The sequence below is a fragment of the Roseateles rivi genome (assembly GCF_043555845.1).
GTDB lineage: Bacteria > Pseudomonadota > Gammaproteobacteria > Burkholderiales > Burkholderiaceae_C > Roseateles > Roseateles rivi.
This window is the reverse complement of sequence record NZ_JBIGHZ010000001.1, coordinates 327,572-341,342: the sequence shown is the minus strand read 5'-3', so window position 1 is coordinate 341,342 and position 13,771 is coordinate 327,572. Positions and strand designations below refer to the sequence as shown.

Sequence of the window (13,771 nt, the reverse complement as noted above, 5' to 3'; positions counted from 1 at the left end):
CTGCCGCAAATTGCGGCCCAATGCGCAACATCTCCCATTCTCCCTACCCTCCGTGGACGCCCTTCAGGTCGAACCGAACCCTTCAACGCTTTCGGGTGTGGCCCGGATATTGGCCCATTCGGGTCGGCTGCCGGCGGCCCAAGCCCAAGAGCTTCTCAAAGCTGCCGCTCAGCAAAAGACCAGCTTCACCCAGGTGCTGCTGGCCACCGGATTGCTCAGCGCATCGGAGTTGGCACACATCCTGGCCCATGCGCTGGCGCTGCCGCTGCTAGACCTCGATGCCCTGGACCTGCGGCGCATGCCGCTGGATTTGATCGACCCCAAGCTGATGACTCAGTACCAGGTGGTCCCCCTGGCGCGGCGCGGCAGTCGCTTATTCATGGGAACGGCAGACCCCACCCACGTGGAGGTGGCCGAGCGCATCAAGTTCGCCACCCAACTGGCCCCGGAGTGGGTGATTGTTGAGCAGGACAAACTGCACCGGCTCTTGAGCGAGCGCGGAGCCACCACCGCCGAGCAAATCGAGGCCGCGTCGAAAGTCGATTTCGATTTCGAAATCGCCGAAGAAACCGCCGCCCAACCCTCAGACAGCGCTGACCTCAGCGAGGTGGAAGACGCACCGGTGGTGCGTTTTTTGCAGAAGATGCTGGTGGATGCCATCAATATGCGGGCCTCGGACTTGCACTTCGAGCCCTACGAGCAGAACTACCGCGTGCGTTTTCGCATTGACGGCGAACTGCGCGAAGTCTCGCAGCCGCCCATCGGCATCAAAGACAAGCTGGCCTCGCGCATCAAGGTGATTTCGCGGCTGGACATTGCCGAGCGCCGCGTGCCCCAGGACGGGCGCATGAAGCTCAAGTTCGGCAGCAAGCCCATTGACTTTCGTGTCTCCACGCTGCCCACGCTGTTTGGCGAAAAAATCGTCATCCGCGTGCTCGACCCCTCGTCGGCCCGCCTGGGCGTGGACGCACTGGGCTACGAGGCGGTGGAAAAGGATCGGTTGCTGGCCGCCATTCGGCGCCCCTACGGCATGATTTTGGTCACCGGACCCACGGGCTCGGGCAAGACGGTGTCGCTCTACACCTGCTTGAACATCCTCAACCAGCCCGGCACCAACATCTCCACCGTGGAAGACCCGGCGGAAATCAACCTGCCCGGCATCAACCAGGTCAACGTCAACGAGCGCGCGGGCCTGACCTTTGCAGCTGCGCTCAAAGCCTTTTTGCGCCAAGATCCGGACGTCATCATGGTCGGCGAAATTCGCGACTTGGAGACTGCCGACATTGCCATCAAAGCCGCGCAAACAGGTCACTTGGTGATGTCCACACTGCACACCAACGACGCACCGTCCACGCTCACGCGACTGCGCAACATGGGCGTGGCGCCGTTCAATATCGCCTCAAGCGTGCTGTTGATCACGGCACAGCGCTTGGTGCGGCGCTTGTGCGAAAGCTGCAAAACCCCGGCCGACTATCCTCGCGAGGCTTTGCTGCGCGCCGGATTTCAGGACGATGAGCTCAACAGCACCTGGCATCCCTACAAGGCCGTTGGCTGCAACAGCTGCAACAACGGCTACCGTGGACGCGTGGGCATCTATCAAGTCATGCCCATCAGCGAGAGCATTCAAAAAATCATCTTGTCAGAGGGTACTGCCGTCGATATTGCCAACCAGGCTCGTGCAGAGGGCGTGCGAGACCTGCGCCAATCAGGCTTAGTCAAAGTCCGTGCGGGATGGACCACGTTAGAAGAGGTCCTGGCAGCCACCAACGAGTAGACACTCCCTAACAACACTACCCCAAGCGAGGGCAGGAGCACATATGGCCACCACGAGTAGCAGCGCCAGGAAAGCCAAAGACGTCAAGGAATCCATCTTTGAATGGGAGGGTAAGGACCGCAACGGCAAGATCGTGCGCGGGGAGTTGCGCGCAGCCAGTGAGGCCGTGGTCAGCGCCACGCTCAGGCGCCAGGGCATTTTGGTCACCAAGATCAAAAAGCGGCGCGTCAGCGGTGGCAAATCCATCAAGCAAAAAGACATCGCCATCTTCACGCGCCAGCTCGCCACCATGATGCGCGCTGGCGTGCCCCTGCTCCAGGCTTTTGACATCGTGGGGCGCGGCAGCACCAACCCGCGCCTGACCCGCTTGCTGTCTGACATACGGCAGGACGTCGAGACCGGCACCAATTTGTCTGCCGCGTTTCGCAAGCACCCGATGTACTTTGACGCGCTTTACTGCAACTTGGTCGAAGCCGGTGAAACCGGCGGCATTTTGGAGACCCTGCTCGAGCGCTTGGCCATCTACCAAGAAAAGACCGTGGCCATCAAGGCCAAAATCAAATCCGCCCTGACCTACCCCATCGCCGTGCTGGTGGTGGCTTTTGTGGTCACGGCCGTGATCATGATCTTCGTCGTGCCCGCCTTCAAAGACGTGTTCACGTCCTTTGGCGCCGACTTGCCTGCGCCTACGTTGATGGTCATCGCCATCTCTGAGTTCTTCGTCAGCTACTGGCCCGTCATCTTCCTGGGTATTGGCGGGGGCTTGTATTTCTTCTTCCAGGCTTGGCGGCGCTCAGAGAAGATGCAAAAGGGCATGGACCGGCTGCTCTTGAAAGTCCCCGTGTTTGGCCAGCTCCTCTACAAATCGGCCGTGGCGCGCTGGACACGCACGCTGGCCACCATGTTTGCTGCGGGCGTGCCCCTGGTCGAGTCGCTGGACTCTGTGGGCGGGGCCGCGGGCAACGCCGTGTTCCTGGAAGCCACCGAGAAGATTCAGCGTGACGTCGCGACCGGGGCCACTCTGACCAACTCCATGCAAAACACCAACATCTTCCCCGCCATGGTGCTGCAGATGGCCTCCATTGGCGAAGAATCGGGCTCGCTGGACCACATGCTGAGCAAGGCGGCAGACTTCTATGAAGATGAAGTTGACGAGGCCGTGAAGTCGCTGTCTGCGCTGATGGAGCCCTTCATCATCGTCTTCCTCGGGGTTTTGATCGGCGGCATCGTGGTGTCCATGTACCTGCCCATCTTCAAGTTGGGACAAGTGGTTTGAGCATGGTTGCAGAACTCGATTTTTGGTTGTCGCCCTGGGTGCTGGGTTTGCTGGGCCTTTGCATTGGCAGCTTTTTGAACGTCGTCATTCATCGCCTGCCGCGCATGATGGAGCGACAGTGGCTGCACGATTGCGCCGCACAGCTGCAAGACGATGCGTCCTTGCAAAACACAGGCCTGTCCCCAGCCGCCTGCGCGGCACTCAAGACCCAGGCCGAGCAGTTGCAAACCGCGCTGGAAGGTCAGCCGCGACTGGGGCTGGCCATGCCGCCCTCGCGCTGCCCCCAATGCCAGCACCAGCTGCCGTGGTACCAGAACATTCCCGTGCTGTCTTGGCTGCAGCTCAGGGGCAAATGCGCCTCCTGCCGCACCCCTATCGGCATGCGCTACCCCTTGGTGGAACTGCTCACGGGAGCGCTGTTTGCCGCACTGGCCGTGCTCATGGGCCCCAAGCCCGAGCTGCTGCTGTGGTGCGGCTTTGTCACAGCTCTGGTCGCCCTGGCAGGTATTGACTGGGACACCACCTTGCTGCCGGACGACATCACCTTACCCTTGCTCTGGGCCGGGCTGCTGGCAGCCTGGGCAGGTTGGACCTTGCCTCTGAGTGAGGCCCTGCTGGGCGCTGTCGTGGGCTATCTGTCGCTGTGGACGGTGTTTTGGCTCTTCAAGCTGCTCACCGGCAAAGAAGGCATGGGCTATGGCGACTTCAAACTGCTGGCCGCGCTGGGCGCGTGGCTGGGCTGGCAGATGATTCTGCCCATCGTGCTCATGGCCTCCATCATCGGCGCTGTTGTGGGCTTGGTCATGAAGCTGCGCTCAAGCCTGCGTGAAGGCCGCTACGTGCCCTTCGGGCCTTTTTTGGCCGGTGGCGGCTTGGTCGTACTTTTGGCTGGCAACCAGCGCGTGCTGGGCTGGCTGGGCTGGGCCTGACACCGCGGTCGCGGCATGAGCAATTCAGCAAGACGCATCGGGCTGACCGGTGGCATTGGCAGCGGCAAAAGCACCGTGGCGCGCCTGCTGACGCAGCTCGGCGCCCTGCTCATCGACACCGACGCCATTGCCCGCAGCCTCACGCAAGCCGGAGGGGCGGCCATTGCACCGCTGCGCGAGCAGCTGGGTGAGCGCTTTATCGCGCCCGACGGCGCACTGGACCGCGCCGCCGTGCGTGAACGGGTGTTCCAAGATCCGCAAGCCAAGCGCCAACTCGAAGCGGTGTTGCACCCCCTCATCTTGGCCGAGTGCGATGCGCGCGCGGCTGCTGCGCCGGCCCATCAGCGCTTGGTGTTTGATGTGCCCCTGTTGGCCGAATCCGTGCAGCGCTGGCGTGCACGCGTAGACCGCATCGTGGTGGTGGACTGCAGCGAGGCCACCCAGGTGCAGCGGGTCATGGCGCGTTCAGGCTGGACTCAAGACGCTGTGCAGGCCGTGATCGCCCAGCAAGCCAGTCGTGCACAGCGGCTGGCCATCGCCGACGATGTGATTGCCAACGACGGCCTCAGCCTCGACGCTTTGCAGGCGCATGTCCTGGCGCTATGGCAGCGCTGGAATCTCAACAACTGAGTACATCACCGAAGGGCGCAATGCCGCGCGCCTGTGGAACAATTGAGCCCAGCGCGCACGCCCCTGGCGCGTCTCACTCGCACCTGGGATACCCCAATTGGTCCTGTACGAATACCCGTTCAACGAGAGCATACGCACGATGCTCCGCCTGGAGCACCTGTTTGACCGGCTGGGCCAGTTGATGGCCCGAGAGTCCGCGCTGGACCACCACTTCGCGCTGCTCACTGTTTTCGAGATCATGGACGTGGCCGCGCGGGCCGACCTCAAGTCCGACTTGCTCAAAGAGTTGGACCGCCACCGCACCCAGCTCAGCGGCTACCGGGGCAACCCCGCCATTGCTGAGGCCGTGCTGGATGAGGTGATTGGCCGCATCGACCACGCCTTCCAGCGCCTCAACAGTCTGGCGGGCAAGGCCGGGCAGTCGCTCACCGCCAATGAGTGGCTGATGAGCATACGCAGCCGCATCTCCATCCCAGGCGGCACCTGCGAATTCGACTTGCCCGCCTACTACCACTGGCAGCAACACCTGCCGGTGCGCCGACGCAATGACTTGGCTCAATGGACCCAACCCTTGATGCCCTTGGCTGAAGCCTTGAACGTGCTGCTGGGCTTGCTGCGCGACAGTGGTTCACCACAGAAAGTAGCGGCCGTGGCCGGGCACTTCCAGCTCAGCCTGCCGCAGCACCGCAGCTTTCAGCTGCTGCGCCTGCGCATCGACCCCAGCCTGGGTTTCATCCCGGAAATCACCGGCCACCGCCTGATGGTGTCGGTGCGCCTGATGCGCCAAGACGAAGATGGGCGCCTCAGACCCGCCCAACAAGACGCCAGCTTTGAGCTGACCCTGTGCTCATGACCTCCCCTGCCGCACCCCAACCGGCCGCTGGCGCGGCACGCCAAGTGCCCTGCCCCACCTGCGGCGGGCCCAGCCTGTTTGCGCCCACCAACACCTGGCGCCCTTTTTGCAGCCAGCGCTGCCGCCAGATCGATCTGGGCGCCTGGGCTGAAGAACGCTTTCGCGTGCCAGCGCCGCCGCCGGACCCCGACAGCGGCAACGACGGCCACTGAATAGGGCTCAGCCGCCGAGCAGCCCGCGCGCGCGCAGCAGGGGTCGCAGCGCATCAGCGCTGGTGAAGAGTTCGGCCTGCCAGCCCAAGGCACGTGCCGCCTCCACATTGGCCGGGTGATCGTCCAGAAACAAGCACTCCGCTGCCGGTGCGCCAATGCGGCGCAGGGCCTCGTCAAAAATCGGCTGCTGGGGTTTGGACTGCTTCACGCGGCTGGAAAACACACCGCTGACAAACCACTCCTGCAAGGGGTAGGCGCGCTCCAGGTGGTCGGCATAGGGCTGCGGCATGTTGGAGAGGTAGTGCAAACGATGGCCCGCCGCTTTGAGGTCCAACAGCAGCGCCACGGTTTGCGGCACGGCCTGCAGCTCTTCAGGCACCTCGGCCATCACCTGCTGCACTTCGGCCAGCGGCCAGCCGGTGCGCTCGGCGATGCGCCCAGCCGTTTCATCGGCGTCAGCCAAACCCTGGTCAAACGCCCCCCAGTCACCCGTGTAAGCCTGGAAGAACTCGCGCGCCACGGCCTCCGCCTCCTGGGCATTGCGCACGCGATGCGGCCAGACACGCGCCAAAAACGTGGGCGGGTGCCAGTGAAACAGCACTCCGCCAAAGTCAAAAACAATATTCATGCCTGTGAGTGGGAAGAATCCAGGAGATAGCGCATCAAGCCCGCCGTGGAGGCATCAAGCCCTGCCACGTCGACGCTGCCGAAGCGCGGCAACAGGCTGTTGCACAGGGCTTTGCCCAGTTCCACACCCCATTGGTCGAAGCTGTTGATGCCCCACAGTGCGCCGCTGACAAACACGCGGTGCTCGTACATGGCAATCAAGGCCCCCAGCGCACGCGGCGTGAGCTGATCCAACACCAGCGTGGTGCTGGGGCGGTTGCCTGGGAAGCTGCGGTGGCGCGCCAGCACGTCGGGGTCCAGCGTGGGCGAGGCCGTGGGCGCCGCTTCACCACGCGCCTGCGCGGTGGACTTGCCCTGCATCAGTGCTTGGGACTGCGCCAGGCAGTTGGCCAGCAACTTGCGGTGCTGGTCGTCCAGACGCTGGCGCAGCTCGCCCTGGGGCGCGTCGCCGTAATAGGGCTGGCGCACCGCGATGAACTCCACAGGGATCACATCCGTGCCCTGGTGCAGCATCTGGAAATAGGCGTGTTGGCCATTGGTACCGGCCTCGCCCCACACCACCGGGCTGGTGGCGTAAGACAGCTCATGGCCCTCACGGTCCACGCGCTTGCCATTGCTCTCCATCTCCAGCTGCTGCAGATAGGCCGGCAGGCGACGCAGCCCTTGGTGATAGGGCGCGACGGAGCGGCTGGTGTAGCCGTGGAAGTTGCGGTACCAAACATCGAGCAAACCCAGCAACACCGGCAGGTTGTGTCGCAGCGGCGTGCGCCGGAAATGCTCGTCCATGGCACGAGCACCAGCCAGCAGCTCCTCAAAGCGCTGCGCGCCAATGGCAATGGCAATGGGCAGGCCGATCACCGACCACAGCGAGTAGCGCCCGCCCACCCAGTCCCAAAAACCAAAGGTGGTACTGATGCCGAACTCGGCTGCAGCCGCCACATTGCTGGTGGTGGCCACAAAGTGGCGCGCCACATCGCTGCCACCACGCTGCACAAACCAGGCCCGCGCGGCCAGTGCATTGGCCAGGGTTTCTTGCGTGGTGAAGGTCTTCGAGGCAATCACGAACTGCGTGCTGTGCGGTCGCAGCTGGCGCAGCACCGCGAACAGGTCGTGCCCGTCGACGTTAGAGACAAAGTGCAAGCGCAAATGCGGCGCCACAAAAGGCTGCAGGGCTTGCACCGCCATGGCCGGGCCCAGGTCTGACCCTCCAATGCCGATGTGCACCACGTCGGTGATGCCGCTGCTGGGGTCGCGCAGCGCATCGGCATAAGCCAGCATGCGCTGCAGCGAGGCAGCCACCTCGGCGCCTACCGGGCTGGCCTGCGCAGGCGCACGCAGCGCCGTGTGCAAGACCGCGCGACCTTCGGTGAGGTTGATGGGCTCGCCCGTGAACATGGCCTCGCGCTGCGCTTCCAGCCCGCAGTCCCTGGCCAAGGCCAGGAGCAGCTCCAGCGTCGCATCGTCGATGCGATTCTTGGACAGATCCGCCAGCAGCTCAGGCGCTTTGAAAGACCAGCGCGCAAAACGCTGCTCGTCGTTAGCAAAGGCTTGGCGCACGTCAAATTGCGCGCCGTGGTTGCGGTAGTGGGTTTGCAGCGCAGCCCATACGGGGCTGGCGTCGCAACGCAGAGGCAGTGACATCAAAGGCTCTCGATCATCTGATCCAGCTTGCCCGAATCGACGGCAAACAGGCGGATGCCTTCGGCCAGTTTTTCAGTGGCCATGGCGTCCTGGTTGAGGGCAAAGCGGAAGGCCGCTTCGGTGAAGGTGACTGGGGGCAGATCCATGCGTCGGGCAGCGTCGGCGTCGAGCTGGCGCTGCAGGGGCGCCTCGCTGGCTTGCAGTTGGGCCAGCAAGTCGGGGCTGATGGTCAGCAAGTCACAACCGGCCAGAGCTTGGATTTGACCGATGTTGCGGAAGCTCGCACCCATCACCTCGGTGGCAATGCCGTGGCGCTTGAAGTAGTGGTAGATGGCCGTCACCGACTGCACGCCAGGGTCGTTCACGCCCGCACGCGCAGCCTCGTCCCAGGCGCTGCCTGCGGACTTTTTGTACCAGTCGTAGATGCGGCCCACAAAGGGCGAAATCAGCTGCACACCGGCCTCGCCGCAGGCCACGGCCTGGCAGAACGAGAACAGCAAGGTGAGGTTGCAATGGATGCCGTCGCGCTCGAGTTCGCGTGCGGCTTGAATGCCTTCCCAGGTAGCGGCAATCTTGATCAGCACGCGCTCGCGGCCAATGCCCGCAGCTTCGTACAAGGCCACCAGGCGCCGCGCGCGAGCCACAGTGGCTTGGCGATCAAAGCTCAGGCGTGCATCCACCTCGGTGGACACGCGGCCGGGCACCACCTTCAGGATTTCCAGACCAAAGCGCACCAGCACATGGTCGACGATGTCCGCCAGCGGCTGCCCGCGCTGGGCTTGCACGGTTTCTTTGAGCAAAGGCGCGTAGTCGGGCGACTGCACGGCCTTCAAGATCAGCGAGGGGTTGGTGGTGGCGTCGCGCGGCGTGAACTGCGCCAGCTGCAGGAAGTTGCCGGTGTCAGCAACCACCGTGGTCAGGGCCTTCAGTTGTTCGAGCTGGTTCATGAGAGACATCCGAAATAGGGAGAAATTGCAGCCCGTATTAGAACCGCGGTCACCGCACCAATGCCTCGAATCTGGATTGACCGGCCGAAGAAACTGATGCATCATAAATCCCGTAACTTCGTTACATCAAGAGATCAACCAACCTCACGCCTCCCCTGAAGAGGCCACAGCCGCATGTCCTTTGATCTGGTGTTTTTCGGTGGAACCGGCGACCTGACGTGGCGCAAGCTCATGCCCGCCCTCTTCCAGGCGTTTCGTCATGGCAAGTTGCCTGAAGGTGGCCGCATCCTGGCTGTCGCGCGCGACGAGATGCCCGACGAGCGCTACCGCGAGTGGCTCAAAGAACGCTTCCGCGAAGTCGATGGTTCCAAGCGTCCCAGCGACGAAGAGTTCGAGCGCTTCGCGGCCATGGTGTTCTACCGCCGCATGGACCTCTCCCAGCCCGAGCACTACCAGCGCCTCAAGGACTGGCTGCAAGAGCGCCAGGCCGACACCGTGGTGCTGTACCTGGCCACCAGCCCGCACCTATTCACGCAGATTTGCGAACAGCTCGGCGCCGCCGGGCTGAACGAAGCGCGTGTGCGCGTGGTGCTGGAAAAGCCGCTGGGGCACGACCTGCGCAGCGCCCAGCAAATCAACAAGGTGGTGCGCTCGGTATTCAGTGAGAGCCAGGCCTATCGCATCGACCACTACCTGGGCAAGCCCTCGGTTCAGAACCTCATGGCCCTGCGCTTTGGCAATGCCTTGTTCGAACCGCTGTGGCGGCGCGAGAGCATTGCCAACATTCAGATCACGCTGGCCGAGGGCCTGGGCGTGGGCACGCGCGGTCCGTTTTACGACGGCACGGGGGCCCTGCGCGACATGGTGCAAAACCACGCGCTGCAGCTGCTGACCATGATTGCCATGGAAGCCCCTTCGAGCAACGACGCCGACGCCATCCGCGACGAGAAGCTCAAGGTGCTGCGCGCACTCAAGCCCTTCACGCCCGAAAGCGTGGAGCGCGACGTGGTGCGCGGCCAATACCGTGCCGGCACGGTCGATGGCAAAGCCGTGGTGGGCTATTTGGACGAAGCCAAAGTACCCCAGGACAGCCGCACCGAAACCTTTGTGGCGCTGCGCACCGAGGTGCAGAACTGGCGCTGGGCAGGCGTGCCCTTCTATCTGCGCACAGGCAAACGGCTGGCGGCGCGCGACGCGCAAATCGTCGTCAACTTCCGCCCCGTGCCTCACCCCATCTTCCCTGGCGCCAACCGGCCCAACCAGCTCATCATCAAGCTGCAACCCGAGGACGGCCTGGAGCTGCGTCTGCAAGCCTCCAAAGGCAGCGCCACGGGCGAGGCGCTGTCTTCGGTGTCTTTGGATCTGGACTTCGACAAGGCCTTTGCCGCCAACCGCGTGGGCGCTTACGAGCGCCTATTGCTGGACGCCATTGCTGGGCGCTTGAACCTGTTCGTGCGCAGTGACGAGCAAGAGCAAGCCTGGCGCTGGGTGGAGCCCATCCTCGACGCCTGGGCGCAAGACGCAAGCGGGCCACGCACCTATGTGGCGGGCAGCTGGGGGCCACCCGCGGCCAGCGCATTGGTCGCGCGCGAAGGTTTTTCCTGGGCTGAGGAGAGCTGATGAGCATGCTTGAGCGCATCAAAGCAGCCCTGCCCGCGCTGCCGCCAGCCGAGCAGCGCGTGGCCAAGCTGCTGCTGGCCGATGCCCGCGCTTTTGCCAATTTGCCCGTGAGCGAGCTGGCCGACCGCGCCCATGTCAGCAAGCCCACGGTGGTGCGCTTTTGCCGCAGCGTGGGCTATGACGGCTTGGCCGACTTCAAGCTCAAGCTCGCAGGCAGCGTCAACGAAGGCGTGCCCTTTGTGCACCGCGCCGTGGACGAAGGCGACAAGCCCGCTGGCCTGATTGTGAAGGTGGTGGACAACGCCGTTGCGGCTCTGCTTCAGTACCGCAACGACGCCACCAGCCACGCTTTTGAGCGCGCCATCACGGCGCTGGCCGAGGCCTGTGCACAGAGCAAGCGCATTGAGTTTTACGGCGTGGGCAACTCAGGCATCGTGGCGCAAGATGCGCAACACAAATTCTTTCGCCTGGGCGTGAACACCATTGCCTGCAGCGACGGGCATGTGCAGCTCATGAGTGCCACCATGCTGGGGCCGGGCGACTGCGCGGTGGTGATCTCCAACTCCGGCCGCAGCCGCGACCTCATGGACGCCACCGAGATTGCGCGAAAAAAAGGGGCGACCACCATCATCATCACCACCAGCGGCTCGCCGCTGGCGCAGATGGGGCAACTGCCAGGCCAGGTGCTGCTCGCGGTGGACCACCCCGAGGACTACGACCGCTACAGCCCCATGGTGTCGCGCCTGCTGCACCTCACCACGGTGGACATTCTCACCACGGGTGTGGCGCTGCGCATGGGCCAGCAACTGCGCCCCATGCTGCAGGAAATCAAGCGCAATTTGCGCAGCAAGCGCTACACCAGCTGAGCGCCAATCATCAGGGCCACAGCAGCTGCTGCAGGCCGTAGACGCGCGCCAGCTCCTGCAAGCGCGGCGCGGCGTTGAGCAACAGCAGCTGACGCTGCTGTTGCTGGCACCAGCGCTGGGTCTGCAGCAAGAGGCTTAGGGCGCTGGAATCAAACTGCTGCAGCGGCGCCAAGTCCAGCACCACCGGGGTGGCGCTGACGGTCTGCGCTTGCAGATGCTGGCGCAGGCTGGCTTCCAGCGCCAGCCAAGCCTGGGGCTGGTCGTCCATCACCAGGCGGCTGGGCAGAGGCAGGGCAGCTGCAGTCACAGTCGTCATGGGTTCAGGACTTGGTCTGAGCGGCTTTTTGATTGCGCTCGGCCAAAGACTTGATCAAGCCATCAATGCCCTTGGCATTGATTTCCTGAGCAAAGCTGTTGCGGTACTGATCGGCCAGCCAGATGCCCAGCACGTTCATGTCGTAAATGCGCCAGCCCTGCTCGCTCTTTTCCAGGCGGTAGTCCAGCTGGATGGGTTCACCCTTGCCGCGCACTTCGGTCTTGACCACCACTTCCTTGTCCTCGGGGCTGGCACGCAAGGGCTTGAGCGCCACTTGCTGGTCCTTCACCTGCGCCAGTGCGCCAGAGTAGGTGCGCAACAGCAGGGTTTTGAATTCGTCCTGCAGGCGCTGGCGCTGCTCGGGCGTGGCCTGACGCCAGAAGCGCCCGACGGCAGAAGCCGTCATGCGCTGGAAGTTCACGTGGGGCATGACCTTGGCGTCGACCATGGTCATCACGCGACCAACGTCGCCAGCCTGGATGGCTTTGTCCGTCCGCACAGCGTCCAGGGTTTCTTGCGAGAGCTGGCGGATGAGCAGGTCTGGCGCGGAGTTGTCAGCTGCGTGTGCCGTGACCCAAGGCAGTGCCACTGCGGCGCTCAAGAGCGCTTGAATCAACCAACGTTTGCTTGCTTTCATTGCTTAGTCCTTAGATGGGGCCACATGCGGCGTGGCTCGAGCACGCCGACTTATGGCTGTGGCCTGCCACTACAACGCGGCAGATCAGGTTTTGGTTCACAACGCCAGCATCAGCGCGCTGGCGGGGGTGCGCTGGCCGGTGCCGAAGCAGCACTGGCCGCTACTGGTGCCGTTTCAACGAGTTCGTAGTCGTCTTCATCGTCAGCGGCCTGCACTTTACGGCGCTGCAAATAGGCATCACGCACAAAGGTGTATTTATCCAGTGCAATGCCGTCGAGCATGTCGGTGACCCGTAGCAAATTGGCCCGCACGTTGACCAACTGCAGTGAGAACACGCTGGCTTTGTAGGCGCCATCCTGATAAACAAAAGACGGCGAGACCGACAGATTCAACGGCAAGGCCACGGTATCGCGCAGCGTCGACGGACCCAGCAAGGGCAGCACCATATAGGGCCCGCCATCAAAGCCCCAGCGCCCCAGCGTCATGCCGAAGTCTTCGCTTTGCTTTTCGATACCGGCCGCCGATGAAATGTCGATCAAGCCGCCCAACCCCAATACGGTGTTAAACACCACGCGAGCTGACTGCTGCACACCGGCTTTGACGCGCCCTTGCAGCAGCAGGTTGACGGCTGACCATGCGTCCCCGAAGTTGCCAAAAAAATTGTCAACAGCCGTGCGCGCTGGGCTGGGAACAAAGCCGCTGTAGGCCTCAGCCACAGGCCTCAAAAGCGTGGCGTCGAGCTTTTCGTTGAAGCGAAACACCTTGCGGTTCCAACGCTCCCAAGGGTCTTGCTTGTGCCGGACGTTGGGCAATGGAAACTCATCCTCGACGCCCTCAGCCACTGATTCCTGGGCATGGGCCACGGACCCCACACTGGCCACACCCAACAGGAAGGCCAGCGCCCATACCTTGCCGCGCGAGGCAGTTGGCGCGCTTGGAGGCAATGTCCTGCCCATGCTCACTTCTCCGTGTTCGAGGCGTCAGCGGCCTTGTTGTAGAGGAATTGCCCAATCAGGTTTTCAAGCACCACGGCCGATTGCGTGCGGCTGATGCGGTCACCCTCGGTCAAGTTGTGCTCGTCAGCACCGGCCTCCAGGCCGATGTACTGCTCCCCCAACAAGCCCGAGGTGAGGATCTTGGCCGAGCTGTCTTTGGGGAAGGCCGCGGCGCTGTGCAGCTTCAGCACCACGTGGGCTTGATAGCTCTTGTCGTCGAAGCGGATGGACTCCACACGCCCCACCACCACACCGGCGCTTTTCACTGCGGCGCGCGGCTTGAGGCCACCGATGTTGTCGAACTGCGCGCTCACCGTGTAGGTGGGCTCACCCCAGTTCAGGCTTAGAAGATTGCCCGCCTTGAGTGCCAAAAACACCAAGGCTGCTGCACCCAGCAGCACAAAGGCACCGACCCATGTGTCATAACGGGAAGCTTGCATGCTCCACT

15 protein-coding genes are annotated in these 13,771 nt (G+C 63.2%); 8 read left to right on the top strand and 7 right to left on the bottom strand.

Features of this window, described 5'->3' with window-relative positions; translation table 11 throughout:
* Positions 1-97 precede the first annotated feature (97 nt).
* From pilB to ACG0Z6_RS01500, 6 genes are all read left to right on the top strand, one after another.
* A complete protein-coding gene (gene pilB, locus ACG0Z6_RS01525; protein ID WP_394458187.1) occupies positions 98-1,774 on the top strand; it encodes a type IV-A pilus assembly ATPase PilB in 1,677 nt (558 codons plus the stop codon).
* A gap of 43 nt (positions 1,775-1,817) precedes the next feature.
* Positions 1,818-3,050, top strand: a complete 1,233-nt coding sequence (locus tag ACG0Z6_RS01520; RefSeq protein WP_394458184.1) for a type II secretion system F family protein — start codon at positions 1,818-1,820, stop codon at positions 3,048-3,050.
* A gap of 2 nt (positions 3,051-3,052) precedes the next feature.
* Positions 3,053-3,979 carry a prepilin peptidase gene (locus tag ACG0Z6_RS01515; protein ID WP_394458796.1) on the top strand — a complete coding sequence of 309 codons (927 nt, stop codon included), beginning with the start codon at positions 3,053-3,055 and terminating at the stop codon, positions 3,977-3,979.
* A 15-nt stretch (positions 3,980-3,994) separates the two neighbouring features.
* Positions 3,995-4,609: a dephospho-CoA kinase gene (gene coaE, locus ACG0Z6_RS01510; RefSeq protein ID WP_394458182.1), complete on the top strand. Its 615-nt coding sequence runs from the start codon at positions 3,995-3,997 to the stop codon at positions 4,607-4,609.
* A 97-nt stretch (positions 4,610-4,706) separates the two neighbouring features.
* A complete protein-coding gene (gene zapD, locus ACG0Z6_RS01505; RefSeq protein ID WP_394458179.1) occupies positions 4,707-5,462 on the top strand; it encodes a cell division protein ZapD in 756 nt (251 codons plus the stop codon).
* A complete protein-coding gene (locus ACG0Z6_RS01500; RefSeq protein WP_394458176.1) occupies positions 5,459-5,674 on the top strand; it encodes a DNA gyrase inhibitor YacG in 216 nt (71 codons plus the stop codon). Before zapD ends, ACG0Z6_RS01500 begins: the two co-directional genes overlap by 4 nt.
* A 7-nt stretch (positions 5,675-5,681) precedes the next feature.
* On the opposite strand, the gene ACG0Z6_RS01495 is transcribed toward ACG0Z6_RS01500, so the two are convergent.
* The 3 genes from ACG0Z6_RS01495 to tal are packed head-to-tail and all read right to left on the bottom strand — an operon-like array spanning position 5,682 to position 8,889.
* Positions 5,682-6,302 carry an HAD family hydrolase gene (locus ACG0Z6_RS01495; protein WP_394458174.1) on the bottom strand — a complete coding sequence of 207 codons (621 nt, stop codon included), beginning with the start codon at positions 6,300-6,302 and terminating at the stop codon, positions 5,682-5,684.
* The gene (gene pgi, locus ACG0Z6_RS01490) at positions 6,299-7,942 is read right to left on the bottom strand and encodes a glucose-6-phosphate isomerase (protein ID WP_394458171.1); all 1,644 of its coding nucleotides are present in this window, start codon (positions 7,940-7,942) and stop codon (positions 6,299-6,301) included. Before pgi ends, ACG0Z6_RS01495 begins: the two co-directional genes overlap by 4 nt.
* Positions 7,942-8,889, bottom strand: coding sequence for a transaldolase (tal, locus tag ACG0Z6_RS01485; RefSeq protein ID WP_394458168.1), 948 nt, complete (start codon positions 8,887-8,889; stop codon positions 7,942-7,944). The genes pgi and tal overlap by 1 nt, the downstream gene beginning before the upstream one ends.
* Before the next feature lie 174 nt (positions 8,890-9,063).
* On the opposite strand from tal, the gene zwf reads away from it, so the two are divergent.
* Both zwf and ACG0Z6_RS01475 read left to right on the top strand, forming a co-directional pair.
* Positions 9,064-10,509, top strand: coding sequence for a glucose-6-phosphate dehydrogenase (zwf, locus tag ACG0Z6_RS01480; RefSeq protein ID WP_394458165.1), 1,446 nt, complete (start codon positions 9,064-9,066; stop codon positions 10,507-10,509).
* A 5-nt stretch (positions 10,510-10,514) separates the two neighbouring features.
* A complete protein-coding gene (locus ACG0Z6_RS01475; RefSeq protein ID WP_394458795.1) occupies positions 10,515-11,375 on the top strand; it encodes a MurR/RpiR family transcriptional regulator in 861 nt (286 codons plus the stop codon).
* A 10-nt stretch (positions 11,376-11,385) separates the two neighbouring features.
* Here ACG0Z6_RS01475 and ACG0Z6_RS01470 read toward each other — a convergent pair whose 3' ends face one another.
* The 4 genes from ACG0Z6_RS01470 to mlaD all read right to left on the bottom strand — a co-directional run bounded on the left by ACG0Z6_RS01470 (position 11,386) and on the right by mlaD (position 13,763).
* Entirely contained in the window at positions 11,386-11,691 is a 306-nt protein-coding gene (locus tag ACG0Z6_RS01470; RefSeq protein ID WP_394458163.1) for an STAS domain-containing protein, read from the bottom strand.
* 4 nt (positions 11,692-11,695) lie between these two features.
* Positions 11,696-12,328 carry an MlaC/ttg2D family ABC transporter substrate-binding protein gene (locus ACG0Z6_RS01465; protein ID WP_394458160.1) on the bottom strand — a complete coding sequence of 211 codons (633 nt, stop codon included), beginning with the start codon at positions 12,326-12,328 and terminating at the stop codon, positions 11,696-11,698.
* 110 nt (positions 12,329-12,438) lie between these two features.
* Positions 12,439-13,284, bottom strand: a complete 846-nt coding sequence (locus ACG0Z6_RS01460; protein WP_394458157.1) for an MlaA family lipoprotein — start codon at positions 13,282-13,284, stop codon at positions 12,439-12,441.
* Between the two features lie 2 nt (positions 13,285-13,286).
* Positions 13,287-13,763 carry an outer membrane lipid asymmetry maintenance protein MlaD gene (gene mlaD, locus ACG0Z6_RS01455; protein ID WP_394458154.1) on the bottom strand — a complete coding sequence of 159 codons (477 nt, stop codon included), beginning with the start codon at positions 13,761-13,763 and terminating at the stop codon, positions 13,287-13,289.
* Positions 13,764-13,771 lie beyond the last annotated feature (8 nt).